The organism is Nocardia sp. NBC_01009, from assembly GCF_045208035.1.
In the GTDB taxonomy this organism is placed as follows: domain Bacteria; phylum Actinomycetota; class Actinomycetes; order Mycobacteriales; family Mycobacteriaceae; genus Nocardia.
Genome location: NZ_CP108695.1, coordinates 3,850,650 through 3,872,633, shown reverse-complemented (window position 1 = coordinate 3,872,633; position 21,984 = coordinate 3,850,650). Strand labels below are relative to the sequence as shown.

Below are 21,984 nucleotides of genomic sequence, written 5' to 3'. Positions count from 1 at the left end.
CACAAGCCGCAGATTGGATCGGCCAATTCGCTGCGATCTGGCCCGTCACCGCGCGACCGAGAAATTGGCGCGACCGGCTGGCCGCACTGGGCCGCCTTCGATTCGCGTGCCTGCCACGTCGACGACCGTATGAGCCTGTTCATCCGGTTCTCGACAGCCCAGCATGGTCTGCACTCGCGGTGCGAATGCTCGATACCCATCGGCGCCGCATAGACCTGGCCGGTCCTGCACTGGAAGAAGTCGATGGCGATCTCGCGCAATTGATTCGGAAGATCGACGCGACCATCGCGGCTGTCGTCGACATCCCAGCTGACGATGTCGGGATCGGTGAACTGCTCTCGGCGATGGCCGCACGGTGGATGACCTACGCCGCTACCCCCGACGCTGATACCAGCCTGGCCGGTGTCCTCAAAGCGCAGCGGGACTACAACACTCGCGTCGAGCAGCTGCCGCTCATGCGTGGAAACGCTCGATGAACCGGGTAGCACCGCGGATCGGTCAACTCGTCGTCTATTCGGTTGTCGACACCTTCAACAGCTGACGCGGAAACCGCGGCCCCACAGCATCACCCGACCCAATCCACGCGAAAGGGAGTTCATCTGCCATGTCCAAAATTCGCTCCGCTATCACCGTTGTGGGTTACGTGATCACCGGCCTAGTGATCGCCGACCTGCTCGCGGCCGTGCAGCGTCATCACGTATTCGCCGCCATACGCGGAGCCGCTGCTACCTATGGCGGCGACCACGCCGGCACCGCGTTCACCGATTCCTATTGACCCAGTCGCAGAGTAAGGAAAACCACGATGGAATACGGCACCGTCAGACGATTCGACCCGAAGAAGGGTTTCGGGTTCATCACCCGCGACGGCGGAGGCGACATATTCGTCCACCACTCCAGCATCCTCGCGCCAGGGTGGCGAACGCTGGAGCCGGGGCAGCGGGTCGAGTTCTCCGCCGGCCGCAGCCCCAAGGGCCCGGCTGCCCAGGAGGTACGTGTCCTGTGAAACCACCCGAGCTTGCCGTGTGTGACACGTCCAAGAAGTCCACGCTGCAGCGTGTCGGTCCTGAGGTGATGCGGCAACGGCTCGTGCAGGCGGCGACGGATCTGTTCCTCGCCGAAGGGTTTGCCGCGACATCGATCGAGCGGATTGCCGAGGAGGCCGGATGCAGCAAAGGCATGTTCTCCACGCATTTCAGGGGCAAAGCGGTCATCGGCCATGACGTCGCCGATATCTTGTGCGACCGAGCAATCCAACGGATCCAACGTTTCCAGCCCACCGATACCAACGAACTCGTCATCACACTGGCGAGGTGGACGTCGATCCTGGTGACGCGACCGGGCTGGGCCAGCCTGGAACGCACCCTCGCAGACCTCGACCCCGACAATCCCGCCACCGCCCGGCGAATCGCTCGCATGCGCGAGGCTGTCGCTGAATTGCTCACCACAGCAATGAACCCCGGTATTCCACGCAGGGATGCCGACACCGTTGTGATGCTGTTGCTGTCGTTGGTCATCGGAATTGCCGATCAACACCTTCACGGCCTCGGCATCCCGGGGACCGCGATACGACCACACATCGAACTAGTCCTACGCAGCGCGGTGCCCGCATGAACCTCCCACCGGCACCGAGCAGTGCCGACAGCAGTGAGGGTGGTCCGTCCCCTCTCACCGAAGCCGAAGCGCAGCGGGTGTGGGCAGCACCACCGATCACCGATCGCGCCGTTCTCGAAACGGTCCTGTCGGGGATCCTGGCCATCAACGTTGCAAAAGACCAGCACCAGCCGTCTGACACGCAACACCCCGAAGAGGTTCCCATTGCTCACACCTGACGCCGCGACGACCCCGGCGCGCACGCCGCCCAGCCCTGTCTGCGCAGACGCGGACCCGAGCCCTCCACCTATGTTCGGGTCCGATGCGCCGACCGTCTCGCTGCACCGTGAGGCTGAACTCCGTTTTGGACAACGGGGTTCGCTGGTGGCACACGTCACTCAGTGCAATGCGAACCGGTCTGGCCGTTGGCAAGGCATTGCTTTACGCCAGGCAGCCCTGGCCGTGGCGTACTTCGGCGGCCCGGACTATGTCAGCGATTGCGTGAACTGGTGAGCGCCACGAGGATCAATTACTTCCTGACTTCCGCATTCGGATCTGACCGTCGCCAATGCGCAGGAGCCGCGACGTGACACACACCGTCACCCGACCTCCGTTGATCCGCAACGACATTCCACACTCGGCACGGATCTGGAACTACTTTCTCCGGACTAAGAGTCAGGCTGTGGGTGGCCGGTGAACACGCTATGCCGCGCCGTCGATCACTCCGACGACCCCGTCGAGGCGGTGGTCTATATGAGAATCGTTCTGCCCGAGCACCTCACCAACGCCGAGACGGTGGATAGCGACGATCGGTGGGTCACGATGAGCTGGTTCCCGGCATGTCGATGATGCCGGGAACATTTGTGGCTCAACGTGTTTCGGTTGACCGGCGAGTTATCGGGCCTGGCATTCGACGAACACGCGATCGGCAACCGGTGCGGGCGCCCCAGCGCTGTCCGAGAATCACCGTTGAGCACCTTGGAATGCGAGGTTGAGCCCCAATGATCTTCCTATCAACTACCGACGGCGGCTTACCTGGTTAGATCGGTGAACCCTGACGTCGTTCATCGGCGAATCCTGACGTCGCCCGGCACGAGCAGGAGGCCGCATCGGCGAAATTCGACGTCACGCTTGCGTTTGACACCCATCAGTGGAGGTTCCCGATCGCCGTCACCGCGGCATAGAAAGACGTTCTGCGCCTTAGGTGTGGACGAGCGAACGTCCTCCTGATGCGCTTGTCGGGCTTGGTGTCCCATCGCTGCAGGAGGACGTTCATGGGTAACGGTAATGGGTTGTCCTGGGGTGATCGCAACCGAAACGCGCGTTTGGCGCGGCTTCGGGCACTGGTCCCGCTCGACAACGCGATCGTCGGGATCGATCTGGCTGATCGCAAGCAGATGGTGATAGTGACCGATCACGACTCGAAAGTATTGGCCCGCAAAATCTTCCGATGCCGCGCCTGGGATCTAGGGGTCGCGTTGGACTGGGCTGGCCAACGCGCAGCCGCGGCGGGTTTCGCCGGGGTGACGGTGGCATGCGAGCCGACCGGCCATCGGTGGCGGGTGCTCGGACAGCTAGCAGCAGATCGTGGCATGGCGTTTGTGTGTGTCCAGCCGTCGATGACCGCCTGGTCACGCCGCGCCGAGGATCTCACCAGTGACAAACCGATGAGAAGGACGCGGTGCTGATCGCCCGGCTGACCACGCAGTTGCGCTGCTATATCCCCGCAACCCACCCGACAACCCTGGAACCCGCACATCGCCACCCACGGCACCTGAGGTTCCCCCGCTTAGCCGGAGAGCGAATTATCTGGTTCCGGCTGGAACCCGTTGATGGTAACTGGCTTCGAACTCGTCGGGTGATCGCCAACCCAGCTTCTTCTGGATCCGCCGGGAGTTGTACCAGCCGTCGATGTAGGCGAACAGCGCGTTCTCGGCCTCGTCGCGGGTGTGCCACGCACGGCGGTAGACCAGTTCGGTCTTCAGGGTGGAGAAGAAGTTCTCCATCAACGCGTTGATGCTCCTATAGCTGTCAAGTGGCTGATTCTGCGGGTCGACGGGCCTGTCGGAGGGGTCGCATGAGTGCCCAGACTTCGCGGGCGAGAAGGCGTTTGAGGCAGCGGATGATCTCGGCTTTTGTCTTGCCCTCGGCGGTGCGGCGGGCGACGTAGGCTTTGGTCGGTTCGTGATGTTGCATGCGGACGATGACGGTTCGGTAGAGCGCGGAGTTGGCTTGTCGGTGGCCACCACGGTTGAGCCGGTAGCGGACAGTCTTGCCCGAGGATGCTGGGATTGGGCAGACACCGCATAGTTTCGCCCATGCCGCCTCGGTTCGGATTCGGTCGGGGTTGTCGCCGGCGACGATCAGCATCTCGGCGGCTGTGTCGACACCGATACCGAATGCGGCCGTCAGTTGTGGTGCGATCGAAGCGGTGAGCTCGTCGAGCAGTTGCTCGTGAGCGCTGATCTCTTCCTGCAGTTGCTCCCAGCGTCGAGCGATCGCGCGCAGCGTGTGTTTGGTGGCCGCTTCGACGGTGGTGACCGGGCCGGGCCGCAGGCCGGCGCATCGATGTATCAGCGCCATTTTCGACAGCGGCTGCAACTGTTCACGAAGCTCGTCGGGGGCGTTCACCAGTATGCTTTTCAGTGAAATCATTGCTGCTGCACGAGCTTTGACCGCAACATCCTTGGCGACTTTGATCTGGCGGATCATCTCGACGACGCCGTCGGCGGTCTTCGGGGTGGCGTCGGCGTAGCCGGCCAGCACGGCTCGTGCCGCATTTTCCGCGTCGATGAAATCGGACTTGCCGCGCAGTCGCCGATCACGCCGGTCGGTCCGCAGTACCTCGATCACACCGATATCGGCGCGGCGGACTGCGGCAGTCAGCCCTGCCCCGTAAGAGCCGGTGCCCTCGATCGCGAACGTGCGTAGATGCCCCAAACTCGTTGCCCAGTCGATGAGTTCCTGATATCCGGTGCGGTCGGCGGTGAACTTTCCGGTGGCCAGGACGCCCCCGAAGTCGTCGAGTGCCGCAGCAACATGGAAGTGCTTGTGGGTGTCGACGCCGATGACGACTCGACCCCGGCGTGGCGGGTTTGTCATGCTTGTCCTGCGACCTTTCAGCGGGTTGTGACGCTGGCCGGTCGGGTGGACGGGACTGTGATGGGACCTGGTGAGGTCAGGCTCCTATGAGGTCACTGCCCGCCCGGTCAGCACCAGGTGGTGAGACCGTCTGGTGGACGACAGATCAACAGCCAGGACACCCGAACCGCGGGGTCAGTCGTAAGCAAGAGTCAGGCCACCAGGCGGCCGAATTCATTCTCACAGTCGTAGGAATCGCCGACAGACCCCATTGATTGCGCAATACCGTTGTCGGCCAATCGGTTTGCGAACCTGATCGCGGTGTAGGTCTCAGGTTCAACCGGTGGATGCAACACCCGAGTTCACGGAGGGTGTTATGGGAAGGCCATCGGACTGGATGCGGGAGGTCACCGGACGAGCGCCGATGCGGTCGCCGGGCGCTCCTGGGATCGGGCGCTCAACCGAGCGACTGTTCTGGGACAAGGTCGACGAGGGCCTGCTTCCAGCGGAAGCTGGTGTCGCAGTAGGGGTATCGCCTGTCAAGGGCAGTCGATGGTTCCGCGAAGCTGGCGGGATGTCTCCGTACTCGTGGCCTCGGCCAAGTGGCCGCTACCTGTCCTTTGCCGAGCGCGAGGAGATCGCGCTGCTCAAGGTCCAAGGCAACGGCGTGCGCCAGATCGCGAAGGCGCTTGGTCGCAGCCCATCGACGATTTCGCGTGAGTTGCGGCGCAACGCCGCCACTCGAGGCGGGAAACTGCACTACCGCGCGTCGGTGGCGCAGTGGAAAGCCGAGCTGTTCGCCCGCCGGCCCAAGACCGCCAAACTCGCGGATAACCCGCGACTTCGCAACTACGTCCAGACCCGCCTGTCCGGACCGATCACCGACGAGCGCGGCAACACCGTCAAAGGCCCGATGACGCGCGCCTGGACCGGCCGCAACAAGCCCCACCGCGCCGACCGTGGATGGGTGCAGGCATGGAGTCCCGAGCAGATCGCCAAGCGGCTGCGGATCGATTTCCCTGACGACGAGTCGATGCGGATCAGCCACGAAGCCATCTACCAGGCGCTCTATATCGAGGGCCGCGGCGCGCTCGATCGCGAACTCATCTTGAACCTGCGGACCGGACGCGCGTTGCGGATGCCTCGGGCCCGCTCAAAACGCGTGGTCTGGGCGCACGTGACCCCGGACGTGTTGATCAGCGAACGCCCTGTCGAGGCCAACGATCGCGCCGTTGCCGGGCACTGGGAAGGCGACCTCATCATTGGCACCGAACGCTCCGCGATCGCGACCCTGGTCGATCGAAGCACTCGATTCACGATGCTGATTCATTTGCCCCGCGAACGAGGATGGGCGACCAGCGCCCCGGTCAAGAATGGTCCCGCGCTCAGTGGTTACGGGGCGACGTCGATGAACAAGGCTCTCGCGGCGGCGATCGGAAAACCGCCTGCGCAGATGGTGAAGTCGCTCACATGGGACCGGGGAAAGGAACTGTCCGCGCACGCGGCGTTGACGTCCAAGACCGGAGTCGCGGTCTTCTTCGCCGATCCGCATAGCCCGTGGCAGCGCGGCACCAACGAGAACACAAATGGGCTTCTGCGCCAATACTTTCCGAAGGGAACAGACCTATCACGGTGGAGCAAGAGAGACTTGACGGCGGTCGCTCACGCACTCAACACGCGACCGCGGAAGGTCCTTGGGTGGCAGACTCCGGCCGAGGCAATGGAACAACATCTACAATCGCTTCAACTACGAAATGTTGCGTCGACCGGTTGAATTCGCCGGTCGACCCCCTGTCGGAATGATGGATCAGTTCACCGTCGCGGACATCGCGCGACCAGACGCCGTATTCCAGGGCGCCGAGCACGAGATCGGTGTCGCAGCGGTCGGAGGTTTTCCAGCCCACGATCCGGTTGGAGAAGGCATCGCGGACGGCGGCCAGCCAGAACACACCCTCTCCGACCGGGATACGGGTCGCGTCGGCCACCCACAGCTTGTTCGGGGCGTCGGCGGTGAAGTTCCGCTCGACCAGATCCGGTGCCGGCCTGGCCCGCGGATCTTGCTTGGTGGACCCGATCCGCCACTTGCGGCGCAAGAATGCGCCCTGCAGTCCGGCCCGGCGCATCAGCCGCTCGACCCGTTTGCGGCCGACACCGATGCCGCGCCGCGCCAGCATGGCATGCACTCGCGGGGAACCGTAGGTGCCGCCGGAACTGGCGTGAATATCGACGATCTCAGCCAGCAGTTGCTTGTCTTCGAGCTGCCGCGCCGACGGCTGGGCCGCCCGCCTCTTCCACTCATAGAACGTTGAGGACGCAATCTCGAGCACCCGTAGTACGAGCTCGACCGGGTACTGCGGGTGGTCTTTCACGAACCGCACGATCACCTCCGGGTCTGGTCGAGCTCCGAGGCGAAATACGCGCTCGCAGAACGCAACACCGCGTTGACCCGCTCGAGTTCGGCGATCCTTTTCTTCAGCTGCCGGTTCTCATCGGCCATGTCTGTCGTCGGCCGATCGGCTCGCTCACCAGCGTCGGCCTCGGCCTGGCGGATCCAGTTCCGCAACGCCTCGTGATGCACCCCGAGCTGCTGGGCCAACTTCCGGACCGTCGGCTTGGGATCCGACTCCCGATACAAGCGGACCGCCCGCGCCTTCAACTCATCGGGGTACTTCTTCGGTGCTGCCACAAGGGACTCCTTCCTGGTCCTATCGGACCATGCTCAGAGCCCTCCGAGAAAGCGGGGGAACCTCAGGTCGGGCGGCGGTGGATACATACAGTGCCAGGATCGCCCGGTCGCGATGCGACGGCATTCGCTCGAACAGCTCGTTGAACTGTTGGTCAGGAATTCCGCGGGGCTGGACGCGGGGGACTTGTTGGCGATAGGCGGCCCGTCGCCGAGGCCGGAAGGGGTCCATCGGATTGTGATGCCCGCCAGCACGAGCCCCTTGTGGTCCTGTGCTGGGTGGCACGGGATTGCGCAGCGGTCCCCGGCCCTGGTCGATGAAGTAGTCGTAGAACGAGGAGACCACGGCCAAGTTGTGGTTCATCGTCGTCTGAGCAAATCCCCAGCCCGGGTATTGCTTTCCGGTCCGAGGGTTCACGCTTCCCGGGACTGGTGCGTCTGTGCGCCGCTCGCGTTCTTTCACGGTGGTGCGCATCCACAGCACGAAGTCACGGACTTGGTTGCGATCAGCGCGGTCCCAGTCGACATCGGTAGCCCAGAGAAACCGCAGCCAGCGCAACAGTGCACGCGCATAGGACTCCACGCTGTTCGGGCTGAAGTCGTTGACCACCGTATATCGCAAGTACTCGCCAGCCTCCGGGATCTCAGCTCCGGCTGCGTCAAGTACCAGCCATGGCAGCGAAGCATCCTCTCCTGGAACGACTTTGCCGATTCTGGCCACTGCTACGTGGGTCGCCGCCTGGCTCGATCTCTCTGTGGGCACGACGGAGAATTCAACCAAAACCTGTTGCCCCACAGTCAAGTCCGCCGACCAGCGCTAGTCCGGTCAACAAGCCGGATGGGCGGCAAGGACTACTACGAAATCGACCAAATAGTCGGAGATTCCTGCGTTGAAAAGTATCCCGACATCACGACCATGGCGGTGCAGTCCAGGCAGTTCCTGGTCCGCACCGTGAGCTACCTCGCGCAGCAGGGCATCCGCCACTTCATCGACATCGGCTGCGGCCTGCCCGCCATGACGAACACACACGACATCGCTCAAACAGTGGCGCCGGAATCGAGCGTCATCTACGTCGATGACGACCCACTCGTCCTCACCCACGCCAGGGCGCTGCTGACCGCCACCACCTGGGAAGGCGTCACGACCTGTATCGACGCCGACTTTCACGACCCCGAACTGATCATCAGCGACACACGAAACGTCTTCGACTTCCGCCAGCCGATCGCCGTGATGTTCATGGGTGTGCCCAACGATCCTGCGGTGCGCAGGCTGCTCGACCGCGGCACAGTCACCGCCCTGGTCCAGGCCCGCGAGCACAACGAACCAAAACCTACAGCGGAATGCTGCACCTGGAGCGCTGCTGGGAAAGCCCGACCAAACCGATGTGCCTGGCGGTGCGACGAGACATCGGCCGCGGCCGTGCGATCGAGACGGTAGCGACTCATCCGGCCACCAGGGTCTTCGCCAACCGGCACGCCCCGGGGGCGCGGCAGGTTTCGGTGAATGCGAAGCCTTTGGCCGCCCGAGCGGCTGCGCACGCCGAGGTCGACGCCTGCATTGCCTCGGCGGATGTCGCGGCGCGATACCCGCAGTTGGAGATCCGCGCCGAGTTCCAGCCGACGATGGTGTGGCTGTTGTACCGGAAGGTCGGCGGCAATGAATGAATCGAACACGATCGCGATCCTCGGCGCCGGGATAATGGCCAACACGGTGGCTAACACCCTGGATACTCACGGTTTCGAGCTGCGCCGCTACAACCGCACAATCTCGGCGATCGAGGGGCCCGCGATCGTGTGCGCCTCCCCGGCGCAGGCCGCAGAGGGCGCGGCCGCGGTTTGGTCGTTCGTGCACGACGATGCCGCCAGCCGCGCGGTGTGGTTCGGCGAGGACGGTGCGCTCGCAACAGCACATGCCGATCGCCACCCAACAGGCATACGAACTAGTTGTGGCGTCCGCGTGCACGCTGTTCAGGGTTGCGGCTGACCACCGCGAGTTGATCGCGGCTCTGCATACTTGCCGACCACACACGCACCTGCTCGATGGATTCCAGCACGCAGTGTTGGCCGCCACGGTCATCCAGTACGGGCCTGCGGAATTCCGTTGTTCGGCAGCCTCAGCGCTGCACGTGATCGCGGCTGCTATCGATCCCGGCACTCTGACCACCGCCCGCGGGGCGCTCGAGTCATTGATGCGGATATCGCCGGTGGAGTTCGGCCGCGGTATCGACCACCCCAACCGGATACTGCGCCAGCATATGCAGGGGCTTCGCCGTGACTACTACGGCTGGCTGGGCCCGCACAACTTCGGCACGCGCCCGATTGCCAACTATCACGGCCCCACAGCCGCGATCCCATCAACCGCGAGGAGACCCGCGCATGGATGACTGGCCCGATTGGGTGCACCAGTTCCCTGCCATCGACACCCCGTTTCCGGGAACCCAGGGGCGTCTGCTGGCCAGCGAGCATGGTCAAGTCGTGCTCTGGCGGTTCCCCGCCGGGGCGACGGTGCCGTGTCATCAGCACGGCCCGCAGATCGGGGTGGTAATCACCGGCAGCGTCGAGCTGAACCTTGGCGAGGAAACCCGAACAGTCACCGCCGGTGAGAGTTTCAGTCTCGCCGATCAGCAACCCCACGGGGCCACCGTCGCGCCGGGCACTCTGGTGATCGAGGTGTTCGCCGACCCGGACCGCCACACCGCCGTGACACCGCAGGCAATTCGGTGAGGGTCCGAATCATCGACGCTGACCGTGTCCTCACCGGGACCGGCGAGGTGATCTCACCCGGCACCGTGGTCACCGCCGACGACCTCATCGCCTGGGTCGGGACCACCGGAGCACGGCCAGCGGACTGGACCGGACATCGCGTCGAGCGAATCCGACTGCCCGGGGCGACGATCCTGCCCGGGCTGATCGACGCCCACGTGCATCTGGGGTTCGGGTGCGCGGTGCACCCCCGGCCCTCGATCCAGCACAGCACCCGCCTCGAAGTCGCCGCGACGATCCGGCGCGCACTACGCACGCTGGCGGCCGCGGGCATCACCACGGTGCGCGACCTCGGCGCGCCCCGCTACGTCGACGTCGACACTCTCGCTACCACCACATCCCGTACACGTGTGCTGAAAGCCACTATCCCGCTGACGATTCCGGGTGGGCACTGCTACAGCCTCGGCGGCACGGTCACGACCGACATCGAAATCGGACGCCTCGTCGCCGCCAACGCCGCGCGTGGCGCCGACTGGATCAAGGTCATGGTCACCGGCGGTTTCACCGTCAGCGGGACCAGCTCGCCCTATGAACCACAGTTCAGCGATCACCAGCTGCGCGTGATCGTGGCCGTTGCCCGCGATCACGGGCTACCGGTCGCCGCCCACGCCCATGGCACCGCCGGTATTCGCCAAGCCGTAGAGGCAGGGGTGGACTCGATCGAGCACTGCACGTGGATGACCGATGACGGTGGGTTCGAATTCGATCTCGGGCTCGTCGATGCCATCGCCGCGCGACAGATCATGGTGTGCCCCACCATCAATCACGAAGCGCTGATCGCGAGGGGCCGACTCGCGTGGGCGGTGCGCCGCGAACAGCTGACCGTGATGCTCGGGGCCGGCGTGCGATTGCTGCCCGGCACCGATTCCGGCATCCCGCGCACCCCACACGACAAATACACCCACTCGTTCCCGGCCTACCTCAACCTGGGCCTCACGCCGGTGGAAGTGATCGACTTGGCCACGCGGCGCGCCGCCGAACTGCTCCGCATCGCCGATCGCACCGGTACGCTCACCGCCGGGCTGTCTGCCGACCTGATCGCCGTCCCGGGCGACCCCACCCAGGATCTGACCGTGCTTTCCACCCCGATCCTGGCTATGACCGCTGGAGACCTGCACTACCCCGTCGCCGTCCCCACCGCCGAGGAGTACACCCGCCGATGAGCACCAGCACCCCCTCCTTGAACTCCGAATACTTCTCGACCACACCGTTACAGGTGCGCATCGACACCCACGCCCGCTACAGCGAACACCCCGACGACCCGGCCGCCGCCGTGCTGGAGGTCCTCGACCTGGCCGGGACAGAGTCGCTGGCCGATATCGGCTGCGGTGACGCCCGATTCCTCGCCCACCTCGCTGAGCGCGGGCACAGCGGCCGCCTGGTCAACGTCGACAACTCTGCGGCGATGGTCGCGGCCGCCACAGCGATCCCGGGCGTCGACGGGGTACTCGGTGAGGCCACCGCGCTTCCGCTCGCTGATCGCGAGTTCGACCGCACCACCGCCCGGCACATGCTCTACCACGTCCCGGACCCGGTGGCGGCGCTGCGCGAATTCCGGCGCATCACCCGCCCCGGCGGTCGCGTGGTCGTCACGGTCAACCACGCTCGAACCTGCACCCGGACAGGGGAACTCGTCGTCTCTCATGCCCAGGCTTACGGCTTGGAACCCGTCGCGGAGCTGGCGAACTCCGTCAACTCCGACACTCTGCCAGAGATGATGGCCGAGGTCTTCACCACGGTGAGCATCGCCCGTTTCGACAACGCCCTTGTCTTCGACACCGCGCCGCCGCTGATCCGCCTCGCCCATGCGATGGCGTCCTTCTGCGGCGTCGGCACCGACAGCCCTCACCGCGACGCGATCCTCGCCGACGTGGCCACCGACATTCACCGCTGGTTCGCAAGTAATCCCGGTCAGGTGTGGCGCGACCCCAAGGGCTATATCGTCGCCACCGGAATTGTTGAATAGCACTGCTACCAAGGAGAATTCAGATCCCGTGAAGCTGCTCGTCACCGGCGGCGCCGGATACATCGGCTCCGTCGTCGCCCACCAACTCGTAGACGCCGGTCACGAGGTCGAGATCATCGACAACCTCTCGACCGGGTTCGCTTCCAACCTGCCCCCGACCGCACGATTCCATGAGATGTCGGTACATCAAGTCGCCGACATACTCACCCCCGGCGCCGGCTTCGACGGGGTTCTGCATTTTGCTGCCAGCATCGAGGTCGCCGAATCGGTGAAGAACCCGGAAAAGTACTGGCACAACAATATCGAAGGTAGCTTGGCGCTACTGCGTGCGATCCGGGCGTCGAACGTGCCGCGCCTGGTCTTCTCTTCCACCGGCTCGATGTACGTCGGCGACGGCACCACCGCGTTCGACGAAACCGCCGAAGTCCGGCCGCAGAACCCATACGCCGCAACCAAAGCCACGGTCGATCAGCTCATCGCAGGCGAATGCCGAGCCTCCGACACACTAGGCGCGGCGACGCTGCGCTACTTCAACGCTTCCGGAGCAGTCCTCACCAAAGATGGGGTCCATCTGGGTGAACGGCACGAATCGGAATCGCACCTGATACCGATCCTGCTGCAAGCCGCAGGTCGACAACGAGACACGTTCACGCTATTCGGCACCGACTACGAAACCCGCGACGGCACATGCATCCGCGACTACATCCACGTCTCCGACCTCGCGGCCGCACACCTGCTCACCCTGGACATCATCCAGCCAGGGCATCACGACATCTTCAATCTCGGCAACGGGCAAGGACACTCGAACCAACAAGTCCTCGACACCGTCCGAGAAGTCACCGGAATCGACTTCCCCGTCCGCATCGAAGGGCGCCGCCCCGGTGACCCGGCAGTGTGCATCGCATCCAGCGAGAAAGCCCACCGCGAACTCGGCTGGAAACCCCAACGGCCCGACCTGGCCGACATCATCGCCGACGCATGGCAGTTCCATCAAGCTGCGCACGCAGAGATGTAGGGATCACGCGCCAGCACGGCGAAACGGTGAGTGCTGGCGCACAAACACAACTAACTCGCCGTAGATTCCGCGCCGGTGTCCGGACTGCTGACGAGATTCCCTCGGCGTTGCGTGCGTTAGAGTTACGCGGCAGGCGTGTCCGATGGACGCGAATTGTGCTCTGCGGGAAGATAATATGCGGTTTCATGCTCGAACCGGCGTCAAATTTCCACGTGCTTGATCGGATCGGCAAGATGGTCTCATGGTCGACCCCATGCCAACCGAATCTCCCCCTCTGTAGGACACCGGCGAGCCCAAAGGCCGAGAAGTGTCGTGGAGATGTCTCACAACGTTGTCGCAATATCATGTCCTCCACCCGGCAGGCCTTCCGACCTGCTCGCGAAACCTTTTGTCCACATGAGGAATCCGCACCACGACCGCCGAAAACCCGTGAGATGAATCGACTGCAATACTCTCCCCGGGCTGGGTGCGACGGTCTTGGCAACGAGCGCACAACTGCACCGGGATCCACCGAATTCTTACGAATCGTTGGCCTTCGACGGATACCAGGAGGCGCCGCCGCGAGTGCAACGCCGCCTGCACGCGCTTCGACACGCCGAAACACGACTGCTGCTTGCAGGTGCCCGCGCTCACCAACATCCTTCAACAACACCTGCCACCCTGAGGACAAACCGAAGTCAGCTACGTTGCAGCATCCTAATCCGGCACCTCATACAGCACGCGACATCTGCAGAAGCGAATTCTGTTTCCGGTCGTCGCCGAATGAATTGCTCGGGCGTGGAGCAAGAGTTGGTATTGATGAAGCCACCGCCGGTCAGACCCGCAACAAGCGTCTGAACAAATCAGGTGTCAGCAATGAGGTTGGTACACAGACGGAACCGTCGTTTGATTTGGATCCTATTATCCACCGTCGGCGTATCGGCGACGAGAGTGCAACGTCCCTCAAACGGCGTCCGTTACGACGCGGGAATGCGGAGTCCCCGATGACCAACACCTCCGGAGCTCAATCGCTACCACCGGACCAATCAGCTCCCCACAATTCCGCATGAGCCGACGTACCCGGTCTCGGCCGGAGCTCGCACACTGGGCAAGTCGCGCCGCTAGTACACGGAGCAGCTCAAGAACGGACGACTACACAGGGGTGCTCGATGGCGTTCTGTAGACGCGTCGTCTTGAGTAACAGAGCCGACCACGGGCAGCAAGCGTCCCAGCCCATTGCGACGTCGACGATCGTGGCGACGACGAGTTTGATGGTCGGCGTGCTGGGCGATGTAGACGGCGACCTCGGTCTGTAAGCCGCAGCCCGCATCTGCCGGGTACCCTCCCGCACGATCTCGTCGATCGACGACCGCGCCGCCGCCGACACGCCCTCCAGATTGGACCGACACCGCCGTCGATTACCTTTAGTACGGGACGTACCTCCCCGCCAGCGTTGGCGCGGCGGATGCGACCAAAACCGCTGATACTCAGATCATCCGGGAAGGTACTTCTTCTGGGTCATCCAGAGGCCTCGATCATTGCTCGAGCGTTGTCCGTATTAGTGTCCTGCACAATTTTGCCGCGAGCGCCGGACAGCTCAGCAACATCAAGACCGGGTGCAATTCCTTCCCTGAATCAAAGACCAACTAGTCTGAACTTTTCATCTTCCAACAGGGAAGGTCACGTACTGGTTTCGCCTTCTTCGGATTCTCGAAGGAGGTGAGGGCAGCCGGACCGGAAATCGCAGATGTGGTTTCATTTTCCATCATGCCTGGTGTTGAGCCTGTGACAGCCAAGCCACTGGACCAGGGCGGATACGAGTAACACACTGAGAGTGCCTGGCGATTGCGACACAGTACTCAAATCCGCCGTCGCCGAAGGTAACTCGCCATCGGAGAAGGCCCCCACCGATGAGGTCCCATGTCCTACGAATCCGCACCATTCTTCCGACGCCTTGCCGCCAGGCTCCTCGATCTTGCGTTCTGCCTGCTACTCACGTTCGTCGTTGCGATACCGGTCGGGATTCTTTTGGTCCCGATTGCCTCGACGACGAGCGAAGCCTATGAGCAGGTGATCTACGGAGCGGCGGCCTGGTTGTGCTATTTCATCGCCTATGTCGGATTGGAGGTCTTTCTGCTGATCCGCCGCGACGGACAGACTCTGGGCAAAGGGCTTCTCGGACTGCGGGTGGTACCTGCTGGAGAATGGGCTCATCCTCGGCTGGAGTTGCTGCCGGCAGCTTCGCGCATGCTGATCATCTTCCTGCCGTTCGTGTTCTTGTCCCTGTCGGGCTCGAATCCTGAATCGGCCATCCTCAGTGGGATCGCCGTTCTCGGCCTGCTCACGCTCATCGTCAGCTTCTTCCTCTCGGCGATTCCCGCTGGAAAACGCCGAGCCTTGCACGATCTGACAACCGGTAGTCGCGTGGTACGCGCGGCCAAGCGAAAGATCGACTGGAGGAACGACATCCCTATGGTGCTGCCCGGCCGTTTGGACATGCGAAAGCGCCCGTAGGTCACTCCGTTGTGGCCTCGCGACGGCTGAACGGGAGCGCAAGACATAGCGCCCTCCGGGCGATTCGGATTGGAGGCAGGGATCTTGTCGGTATGAGACCGACATTCACTCCAGGACCAGCAGTCCCGTCGACGAAGGGCGTGGGCGTAGTGGTCGAGTCCCCCTCCGGACACGACCACGATGCCCACAGGCGGTTGCCCCTCTACGGCGTGCGGCGATGCTGTGACCAGTTTCGCTCACCAAGACGCTTGATTCGCCAATTCGGCAACGGACGACGGGATTCCGTGGCGAGAAAGGTCATCATGTCGATCAGCATGCGTCGAACGTCCTGGATAGGCACGACCAGGTCCTCCCATTGACCGTAATGGGAGTGCACGCGGATCTGGTCACCAGCGATGCGCTCCAGTAAGCAACTCTCCACACCCAGCTGGACTTCGTCGCCGGCCTCTATCCGGAGCCATTGCAGGAGGACCGCCGAGGCCGACCAGTCAGGTCCGCATTGGCAGACGATCTCCTCGGCTGCCCAGCACAACGCCTGCGGGGCCCCCGCAGGCGCCCTGATCACGGTGGTACCGAAGGCCGGAGCGACACTATGGACTGTCCCATCTTCACCCGGCACGGCGGCAGGGATCTCTTCGAGGCCGAAAACCCAAGTATCACTTGAGGAGTGCTGCTGTTGATCAACATCGCTCACCCGCACAACGATGCCAGGTACTACCGGAGCGGCTCGAAAACGACGGAGCCCGAGCCCGATCCAGAGCTCGTCAGTGAACTTTTCCAAACGGGCACTCAGCGTTCATCATGGGCCCGCAGAGGAGACTGATATCTGGCACGGCGCCCGCGCCACCGGACGAGCGCAAGGAAACCGCCGCCGCGTTCTGGTACCACGCCTGCGCCTGGTTCGCCGGAAACGGCATCACAGAACGAAAAGTGCTGACCAGCAACGGTTCCTGCTATCGCTCCCATGCCTTCGTTGACGCCCTGGGCACAGTGATCCACAAACGAACTTGGTCTCAACAGGTCAACGCGTCACCGACGATAACTGATCAACCCCAGAAGATCGGGTCGCCACTGTTGTCGATGTGATCGAGCAGGTCCTGAACGTGAGGGCTCGGCTCCAAGAGCCGGTAGCGGTGAAATTTGAGGTGTCGGTCCCGCCAATACAGCGTCCACAACCCGGTTTTCTTGGTGTAGTGCAGGCGGGCGATCGGGAATCGTGTCCATTCCGGGCCGAAGTCCTCGCGCCATGGTGGTCGGCATTCGCAGATCGTGACATGGCGCGGCGAGACGTCGCATTCGACCCGAATCTCGTGGCGATATTGTTCGGGAACTCTGCTGGCGCAGTACTTCACGATCCGGGCGACATCGAGTTCGGGAAGTCCTGTGGCAGCCATGCCGGCCATCATGCCAACCACCCCTGATGGCCGGCTTCGCTATCCGGCTGCGTAGGTGCCGAGCACCTGTTCTTCTCGCTGGCGTGGGCTGTCCCAGTCGAGCACTCGACGAGGCCGATCGTTGAGTCTGGCGGCGATCATGTTCAGGTCGTCCTGGGTGAAACTGCGCAGGTCAGCATTCTTACGAAGGTACTGCCGAAGCAACCCATTCGTGTTCTCGTTCGTCCCGCGTTGCCACGGATGATGCGGGGCGCAAAAGTAGACGGGCATGTCGAGAGCTGTGGTGATGTGCTCGTGCTTGGCCATTTCCCGTCCGCGATCCCAGGTCAGCGACCGACGCAGATGCGCCGGCAACCTGCTCAGATAGGTGACCAGCGCATCCGCTACCGTCTCGGCCCGGTACCCGTCCGGCAACGCCACCACATGCGTGAAACGGGATTGCCGATCCACCAAAGTCGCGACCGCCGACGGCCTGGTTCCGAATACCAGGTCGCCTTCCAGATGCCCGGGCTCGCTACGATCGTCCGCCGCAGGAGGTCGGCGATCGATGGAGACCATGTTCCGTATCCTGCCGCACCCGTGGGAGCGCTTCTTCCCGCGTGGCCGGCGAATCGGCCGATCGGTACGCAACTCGTGAAATGTAGTGCTGTCGAACACTTTTCGGGACGGAATGTAGAGGCAACGATAGATCGTCTCGTGCGAGACCCACCTCGAGGGATCGGACGGGTTCTCACGTCGGAGCCAGACCGAGATCTGTTGCGGGGACCACTGCTCATGGAGCTTGGTCGTGATGATCTCCTGCAGAATCGGCCGAGCGCACAGGATCGATGCTTTGGGACGGCGGGCACGGACATACGCCGCGGCATCGGCGTCGAGCGCCCGGTACTCCGCACGTCCGCCGTTGCGGGCAATCTCGCGTGAGATCGTGGATGGGGACCTTCCGAGTTTCTCGGCGATCGTGCGAGCGCTGTCGTCGGCGGCTATTCCCCGGGAAATCTCTTCACGCTCACCTGCGGTGATGTGGCCGATTCTCCGTGTTCGTGGGACCGGTCGGATACCGCCGGACTCGCGCAGGAAGCGACGAATTCGGGGCATCGTTTCTCCAAGGACCCGCTCGATTTCTCGTATCGATTCACCACGGCGATGAAGATCCCAGATCAGATTCTCCTGGTCCACACTGAACCCGAGCGCTCTGCTACCCATCCAAGCCTCCACGATCACGCATCTTCTCACCAGCAGTGATGCGCTGACCTGTTGAGACCAAGAACCTGCCCGGACCGCCCGCAACCAACGGCAAGGTGAACGCTTCCACCGCACCCTAATCAGACGAATGGGCCACACCCGCCCCTACCGCAGCAACAGCCACCCTGCGCAGCCTTCACCACCTGGCTGCACACCTAAAATCACCAACGGCGGCCACACCGCACTCGAGGACAACCACCAGCCAGCCGCATACCCAACCTCTCAGGTCAGGACAGCTAGTGAACGATCGAGTCCGAGAGTGCGTCGCCGTCGTCACCGCCGCGCCGCGTTTCATGTCCCGGATCGGTTCACACTCGCCGACCTGACCGCCGTCGACGCTGGCATGCCCCGACGTCGACCTTCGCCGAATACATCCTGCGGGTGACGTTCGGCAGTCCCGTAATCGATGGTCGCCAACGACAACAGCGACTGGCGGATCATCGAAAACCGCTGGAGCAACCCAGCTCTCGACGTGCCCGCAGCCACCGAGATCGAGCACGTGGTCCACGCGCCCCAGGCCAACACCGTGACCACCGATCTTTGTCGCAGTGGCGACCCGGCCGACGATCGGATTAAATAGAGATCGGGAGAATCAGTAGACAGGCGCGAAAGCGATGTCCAATGTCATCATCTCCTGTCAACGTGGCTGTGAATTCCAGCCAATCGAAGAATCGAATTGCCTACGGAACCTCACCACTACGGGTCGCCGTCGAATTCCGCCACGCTTGCGTGGAGAAGAGCGAGTTCTTATCGCCTCTGGTCGGCGGCAAGCTCGCCCCTTGGAGTTCGCCACTTCCATCACTCGAGCTGGCTGACGTCCAGGTTTCGCAGCATTTCAACGGAGTCTGCGCATTCCAACGGAGTCTGTGATGGATAGTGACGACTCTTGGCTGAGCACAGACGACGTCGCCGAACGGCTGAAGATTCCGAAGAAGACGTTGGCCGCTTGGGCATCGGCAGGGGGCGGTCCTCGATTCGCGCGGATGGGCCGGTACCGGCGCTACCGACTGAGCGACCTCCTCATCTGGGAGCAAGAGCAACTCGACAAGAGGTGACGGTCAACATTCCACCTCACACGAGATGTGGCTGTCTTTCAGCAAACATTCTGATCTTGAACACCGCCTTCTGATCTTCGAGACTCGTCCTCGCCTCTCCAACTCCGCCGCTACCGATCAGCAGCCAACCAAGACGAGGCCATGTCGTTCGTCAGCACCGTGGAGCGGACCGGTCCGGTCCCGCACCGATGCCTCCGAACGGACAACGTTCGCACCCTCACACCAAGTACCGAAGGGAGGAAACACGATTGGGCGGCAGGCTACCCAAGCCCGTAGGCACCTTCGGTACGCCGATGAAGCCGAAGAAGCAGAAGAACGGCCGCTGGCGCACCACCGTCTACTTCTACGGAGCCGCAGGCCGGACGCAGTTGGAGCGCATGGGTGTCAGCGCCGACGAGGCACGTAATCGGCTCGCCGAAGCTATGCGTGATCACCGGGAACAACTCGGATCTCAGCGCATCACCCGAACCACCAAGCTGATCGATCTCGCCGCAGAACTGATCTGCGAACTCGAAGCCGACGATGCCAATACCGCAGGAAACATCGAGGACTACCGCCGCGAGATCTACGTCTCCACCGACAAACGGGCGAATCCGAAGACGATCAAGATCGAGAACTCTGTGGGCAATCTTCAGGCTTGGCAAGCCACTGCTGGAGAACTGGATCGTCACCTCAAACGGCTCGTCAGCCTGGGGCTGCGACGGAAGGCCAAGCAGCACAAGATAATCCTGCGGGCGATGATGGCGATCGCCGTCCGACACGGAGCTATCGCCACCAACCCGATGGACGGTGTCGAAGCGTTCACCCGTCGCACGAAGCAAGCCCGCGGCAAGGTCAAAGACCAGCAGGCGTTGCCGGCCTTCCGCGCCCAGGTTCGAGCGTGGGCCCGCGGCGAGGCGATTCCCGGAACACCCGCCTACACGACCGGACCCGCACGGGACTGGGCAGTGGTGTGGGTGATCGACGTGATCACCGGAACCGGCATGCGCCCACACGAGGTGTTCGCACTGCTACTCGACGACATCGATCTCGATGCCCCCGACCCGTATCTGGACGTCACCGGAACACTGGTCGAGGAAAAGGGCAAGGGCACTGGCGGGTGGGTCCGCAAGCCCGCGCCTAAGACCGACAACGGGTGGCGCCGGATCCTGCTACCCCCGCACACAGTCGAGTCGATCCGCGAGGCCATCGAGTACCTGAAGACCTCGGGGCACCCGAATCCGATGGGGTTGCTGTTTCCCTCCCGGGTCGGCACGGTGCGCAATCCGAACAATTTCGGCAGGATCTGGCGGGCCGCCCGCGGCAGCACTTTCGCGTGGATCACACCGCGAACCTTCCGCAAGGGCGCCGCTACCGAGGTCGATCGCACTTACAACGACCCTGAACGCGCGGCCCGCCAGCTGGGCAACACCACCGCTGTGGCCAAAGGGCACTACATCGATATCCCCGAGACGGTGCCGGACAATCGGGACGTTCTCGAGCGATGGGCTCGGGGCGGATGAGCTCGAAAATCTGAGATTTTGATGGGATCGGCTCGAATCCGGCCCCGAATCGGACATAAGAAAACCCCTTCCGACCGAGGTCAGAAGGGGTTTTGTTGTCGGGATGACAGGATTTGAACCTGCGACCACTTGACCCCCAGTCAAGTGCGCTACCAAGCTGCGCCACATCCCGGTTGCGTCCGCATGCGGGCGCTCGAAAAGATTACCTCAGGGAGGGGCTAGACACCGAATCGCCTGGTTGATGACGTGGCGGGGTGAGTTCGGGAGTTACAGGGGTGTAACTCGGGCGGCGGCTCGGGGGTCGTCGGCTACGGCGAACCAGACGTCGAGGGCGGTGCCGTTGCGGCGGCCGATGAGGCGGACGTTGTCGCCTGCTTTGAGGGGTTTGGCGTATTCGATGACGGTGCGGTGGGGGCCGGATATCAGGTCGGCGTGGGTGGCGAGGAGCTCTTCCAGGGCGCCGAGGTAGACGGCGTTGTTGACGTGGTCGAGCCAGTCGATGTCGGCGATGCGCAGCGGGAAGGGTAGTTCGTGGACGTCGGGTTCGTCCGGTGCGGGGATGAGGGTGGTGAGAGCGGCTTTCCAGCGGAGGCGGTGTTCGGTGGTGCTGGCGAGCAGGGGGGCCATGAAGCGGTCGCTCATGCGGGCTGGGACACCGGATTCGGTGCCGAAGTGGATGAGGAAGGCTTCGGTTTCGACGAGGCCGCCTTTGCTGCCGCAGATTTGGACGCGCATGTTGCACCAGCGGTTGGAGAGGCCAGAGCACCAGCGGCGGAGGGTGGCGTGTTCGCCGAATTCGATGGGCTTCAGTACGTCGATGACGGTGCGGCGGACGACCCAGCCGCGGTGGGTGTCGCCGTCTTCGACGGCGTCGAGGTGGTCGAAGCCGATGTCTTGGAGGTAGCGGGCGATGGCGTCGAGGCGCAGGCGTTGGTCGCTGTCGGTGTCGGCGAGGCGCACCGGCCAGCCCGTCTGGAACGGGGATACGGCGGTAGGGCGCTCCGACAGCACGCTGGGAATGACCATGACCCGAATAATGCCAGGTCGGGGCGGTTCGCACGCATTCCGAGCCGCTCGCGTCGCACATATGGGGCAATTCGGAGCAGTCTGTATTCAGGTGCGCCGCCGTCGTCCGTCGTTGGCCGCCGCGGGGGCAGCCGACCATCGGCCACCTTCACTCAACCCGCTGCCGCACCCTGT

At 63.3% G+C, this 21,984-nt stretch carries 29 protein-coding genes, 1 tRNA gene and 1 pseudogene; 21 read left to right on the top strand and 10 right to left on the bottom strand.

Annotation, left to right across the window (positions count from 1 at the left end):
- The first annotated feature begins 185 nt into the window (after positions 1 to 185).
- The 6 genes from OHA42_RS17400 to OHA42_RS17375 all read left to right on the top strand — a co-directional run bounded on the left by OHA42_RS17400 (position 186) and on the right by OHA42_RS17375 (position 3,278).
- A complete protein-coding gene (locus OHA42_RS17400) occupies positions 186 to 476 on the top strand; it encodes a hypothetical protein (RefSeq protein WP_406238358.1) in 291 nt (96 codons plus the stop codon).
- 128 nt (positions 477 to 604) lie between these two features.
- Positions 605 to 775, top strand: a complete 171-nt coding sequence (locus OHA42_RS17395) for a hypothetical protein (RefSeq protein WP_406238356.1) — start codon at positions 605 to 607, stop codon at positions 773 to 775.
- Between the two features lie 27 nt (positions 776 to 802).
- Positions 803 to 1,003, top strand: a complete 201-nt coding sequence (locus tag OHA42_RS17390) for a cold-shock protein (RefSeq protein ID WP_406238355.1) — start codon at positions 803 to 805, stop codon at positions 1,001 to 1,003.
- Entirely contained in the window at positions 1,000 to 1,611 is a 612-nt protein-coding gene (locus OHA42_RS17385; RefSeq protein ID WP_406238353.1) for a TetR/AcrR family transcriptional regulator, read from the top strand. The genes OHA42_RS17390 and OHA42_RS17385 overlap by 4 nt, the downstream gene beginning before the upstream one ends.
- On the top strand, positions 1,608 to 1,829 hold the full coding sequence (locus OHA42_RS17380) for a hypothetical protein (protein ID WP_406238351.1): 222 nt from the start codon (positions 1,608 to 1,610) through the stop codon (positions 1,827 to 1,829). The genes OHA42_RS17385 and OHA42_RS17380 overlap by 4 nt, the downstream gene beginning before the upstream one ends.
- A 1,035-nt stretch (positions 1,830 to 2,864) precedes the next feature.
- Entirely contained in the window at positions 2,865 to 3,278 is a 414-nt protein-coding gene (locus tag OHA42_RS17375) for a hypothetical protein (protein WP_406238349.1), read from the top strand.
- Positions 3,279 to 3,395: 117 nt separating this feature from the next.
- On the opposite strand, the gene OHA42_RS17370 is transcribed toward OHA42_RS17375, so the two are convergent.
- Positions 3,396 to 3,596, bottom strand: coding sequence for an IS3 family transposase (locus OHA42_RS17370; RefSeq protein ID WP_406239432.1), 201 nt, complete (start codon positions 3,594 to 3,596; stop codon positions 3,396 to 3,398).
- 25 nt (positions 3,597 to 3,621) lie between these two features.
- Complete coding sequence (locus OHA42_RS17365; protein ID WP_406230385.1) at positions 3,622 to 4,692, bottom strand: IS110 family transposase; 1,071 nt, start codon at positions 4,690 to 4,692, stop codon at positions 3,622 to 3,624.
- A 376-nt stretch (positions 4,693 to 5,068) separates the two neighbouring features.
- Between OHA42_RS17365 and OHA42_RS17360 the strand changes: the two genes are divergently transcribed.
- A complete protein-coding gene (locus OHA42_RS17360) occupies positions 5,069 to 6,445 on the top strand; it encodes an IS30 family transposase (protein WP_406239431.1) in 1,377 nt (458 codons plus the stop codon).
- Here the strand turns inward: OHA42_RS17360 and OHA42_RS17355 are convergent.
- Genes OHA42_RS17355 through OHA42_RS17345 form a run of 3 tightly spaced genes read right to left on the bottom strand, consistent with a single transcriptional unit; the run spans position 6,342 to position 8,150 of the window.
- Positions 6,342 to 7,049 (bottom strand): IS3 family transposase, encoded by a 708-nt coding sequence (locus tag OHA42_RS17355; protein WP_406238347.1) that lies wholly within the window; start codon positions 7,047 to 7,049, stop codon positions 6,342 to 6,344. The genes OHA42_RS17360 and OHA42_RS17355 overlap by 104 nt on opposite strands.
- 2 nt (positions 7,050 to 7,051) lie before the next feature.
- A complete protein-coding gene (locus OHA42_RS17350) occupies positions 7,052 to 7,357 on the bottom strand; it encodes a transposase (RefSeq protein WP_406238345.1) in 306 nt (101 codons plus the stop codon).
- A 19-nt stretch (positions 7,358 to 7,376) separates the two neighbouring features.
- Positions 7,377 to 8,150 carry a site-specific integrase gene (locus OHA42_RS17345; RefSeq protein WP_406239429.1) on the bottom strand — a complete coding sequence of 258 codons (774 nt, stop codon included), beginning with the start codon at positions 8,148 to 8,150 and terminating at the stop codon, positions 7,377 to 7,379.
- Positions 8,151 to 8,192: 42 nt separating this feature from the next.
- On the opposite strand from OHA42_RS17345, the gene OHA42_RS17340 reads away from it, so the two are divergent.
- The 10 genes from OHA42_RS17340 to OHA42_RS17295 all read left to right on the top strand — a co-directional run bounded on the left by OHA42_RS17340 (position 8,193) and on the right by OHA42_RS17295 (position 15,591).
- Complete coding sequence (locus OHA42_RS17340; protein WP_406238342.1) at positions 8,193 to 8,792, top strand: SAM-dependent methyltransferase; 600 nt, start codon at positions 8,193 to 8,195, stop codon at positions 8,790 to 8,792.
- 62 nt (positions 8,793 to 8,854) lie between these two features.
- Positions 8,855 to 9,019 (top strand): hypothetical protein, encoded by a 165-nt coding sequence (locus OHA42_RS17335; protein ID WP_406238341.1) that lies wholly within the window; start codon positions 8,855 to 8,857, stop codon positions 9,017 to 9,019.
- Positions 9,012 to 9,338, top strand: a complete 327-nt coding sequence (locus tag OHA42_RS17330; protein ID WP_406238339.1) for an NAD(P)-binding domain-containing protein — start codon at positions 9,012 to 9,014, stop codon at positions 9,336 to 9,338. Before OHA42_RS17335 ends, OHA42_RS17330 begins: the two co-directional genes overlap by 8 nt.
- A gap of 73 nt (positions 9,339 to 9,411) precedes the next feature.
- Complete coding sequence (locus tag OHA42_RS17325) at positions 9,412 to 9,738, top strand: hypothetical protein (protein WP_406238338.1); 327 nt, start codon at positions 9,412 to 9,414, stop codon at positions 9,736 to 9,738.
- Entirely contained in the window at positions 9,731 to 10,078 is a 348-nt protein-coding gene (locus tag OHA42_RS17320; RefSeq protein ID WP_406238336.1) for a cupin domain-containing protein, read from the top strand. Before OHA42_RS17325 ends, OHA42_RS17320 begins: the two co-directional genes overlap by 8 nt.
- Positions 10,075 to 11,280, top strand: a complete 1,206-nt coding sequence (locus OHA42_RS17315; RefSeq protein WP_406238334.1) for an amidohydrolase family protein — start codon at positions 10,075 to 10,077, stop codon at positions 11,278 to 11,280. Before OHA42_RS17320 ends, OHA42_RS17315 begins: the two co-directional genes overlap by 4 nt.
- A complete protein-coding gene (locus OHA42_RS17310) occupies positions 11,277 to 12,083 on the top strand; it encodes a class I SAM-dependent methyltransferase (protein WP_406238332.1) in 807 nt (268 codons plus the stop codon). The genes OHA42_RS17315 and OHA42_RS17310 overlap by 4 nt, the downstream gene beginning before the upstream one ends.
- Positions 12,084 to 12,111: 28 nt before the next feature.
- Positions 12,112 to 13,098 carry a UDP-glucose 4-epimerase GalE gene (gene galE, locus OHA42_RS17305; protein WP_406238330.1) on the top strand — a complete coding sequence of 329 codons (987 nt, stop codon included), beginning with the start codon at positions 12,112 to 12,114 and terminating at the stop codon, positions 13,096 to 13,098.
- A 1,172-nt stretch (positions 13,099 to 14,270) separates the two neighbouring features.
- Positions 14,271 to 14,393 carry a hypothetical protein gene (locus OHA42_RS17300; protein ID WP_406238328.1) on the top strand — a complete coding sequence of 41 codons (123 nt, stop codon included), beginning with the start codon at positions 14,271 to 14,273 and terminating at the stop codon, positions 14,391 to 14,393.
- 604 nt (positions 14,394 to 14,997) lie between these two features.
- On the top strand, positions 14,998 to 15,591 hold the full coding sequence (locus OHA42_RS17295; RefSeq protein ID WP_406238326.1) for an RDD family protein: 594 nt from the start codon (positions 14,998 to 15,000) through the stop codon (positions 15,589 to 15,591).
- A gap of 202 nt (positions 15,592 to 15,793) precedes the next feature.
- Here OHA42_RS17295 and OHA42_RS17290 read toward each other — a convergent pair whose 3' ends face one another.
- The gene (locus OHA42_RS17290) at positions 15,794 to 16,285 is read right to left on the bottom strand and encodes a hypothetical protein (protein WP_406238324.1); all 492 of its coding nucleotides are present in this window, start codon (positions 16,283 to 16,285) and stop codon (positions 15,794 to 15,796) included.
- A gap of 155 nt (positions 16,286 to 16,440) precedes the next feature.
- Here OHA42_RS17290 and OHA42_RS17285 point away from each other — a divergent pair.
- Positions 16,441 to 16,599, top strand: a pseudogene (locus OHA42_RS17285) (IS481 family transposase); the annotation flags it as partial.
- 38 nt (positions 16,600 to 16,637) lie between these two features.
- On the opposite strand, the gene OHA42_RS17280 reads toward OHA42_RS17285, so the two are convergent.
- Complete coding sequence (locus OHA42_RS17280) at positions 16,638 to 16,985, bottom strand: DUF3024 domain-containing protein (RefSeq protein WP_406229457.1); 348 nt, start codon at positions 16,983 to 16,985, stop codon at positions 16,638 to 16,640.
- 39 nt (positions 16,986 to 17,024) lie between these two features.
- Positions 17,025 to 18,188: an IS30 family transposase gene (locus OHA42_RS17275; protein ID WP_406238322.1), complete on the bottom strand. Its 1,164-nt coding sequence runs from the start codon at positions 18,186 to 18,188 to the stop codon at positions 17,025 to 17,027.
- A 445-nt stretch (positions 18,189 to 18,633) separates the two neighbouring features.
- On the opposite strand from OHA42_RS17275, the gene OHA42_RS17270 reads away from it, so the two are divergent.
- The 3 genes from OHA42_RS17270 (at position 18,634) to OHA42_RS17260 (ending at position 20,784) form a co-directional block, all read left to right on the top strand.
- Complete coding sequence (locus OHA42_RS17270; RefSeq protein ID WP_406238320.1) at positions 18,634 to 18,807, top strand: hypothetical protein; 174 nt, start codon at positions 18,634 to 18,636, stop codon at positions 18,805 to 18,807.
- 289 nt (positions 18,808 to 19,096) lie between these two features.
- Positions 19,097 to 19,282 carry a helix-turn-helix domain-containing protein gene (locus OHA42_RS17265; protein ID WP_406238319.1) on the top strand — a complete coding sequence of 62 codons (186 nt, stop codon included), beginning with the start codon at positions 19,097 to 19,099 and terminating at the stop codon, positions 19,280 to 19,282.
- Positions 19,283 to 19,575: 293 nt separating this feature from the next.
- On the top strand, positions 19,576 to 20,784 hold the full coding sequence (locus tag OHA42_RS17260) for a hypothetical protein (protein ID WP_406238317.1): 1,209 nt from the start codon (positions 19,576 to 19,578) through the stop codon (positions 20,782 to 20,784).
- 98 nt (positions 20,785 to 20,882) lie between these two features.
- Here OHA42_RS17260 and OHA42_RS17255 read toward each other — a convergent pair.
- Together OHA42_RS17255 and OHA42_RS17250 are read right to left on the bottom strand one after the other, a co-directional pair.
- Positions 20,883 to 20,956, bottom strand: a tRNA-Pro gene (locus OHA42_RS17255).
- Positions 20,957 to 21,051: 95 nt separating this feature from the next.
- A complete protein-coding gene (locus OHA42_RS17250) occupies positions 21,052 to 21,810 on the bottom strand; it encodes an acyl-[acyl-carrier-protein] thioesterase (RefSeq protein WP_406238316.1) in 759 nt (252 codons plus the stop codon).
- Positions 21,811 to 21,984: the final 174 nt, after the last annotated feature.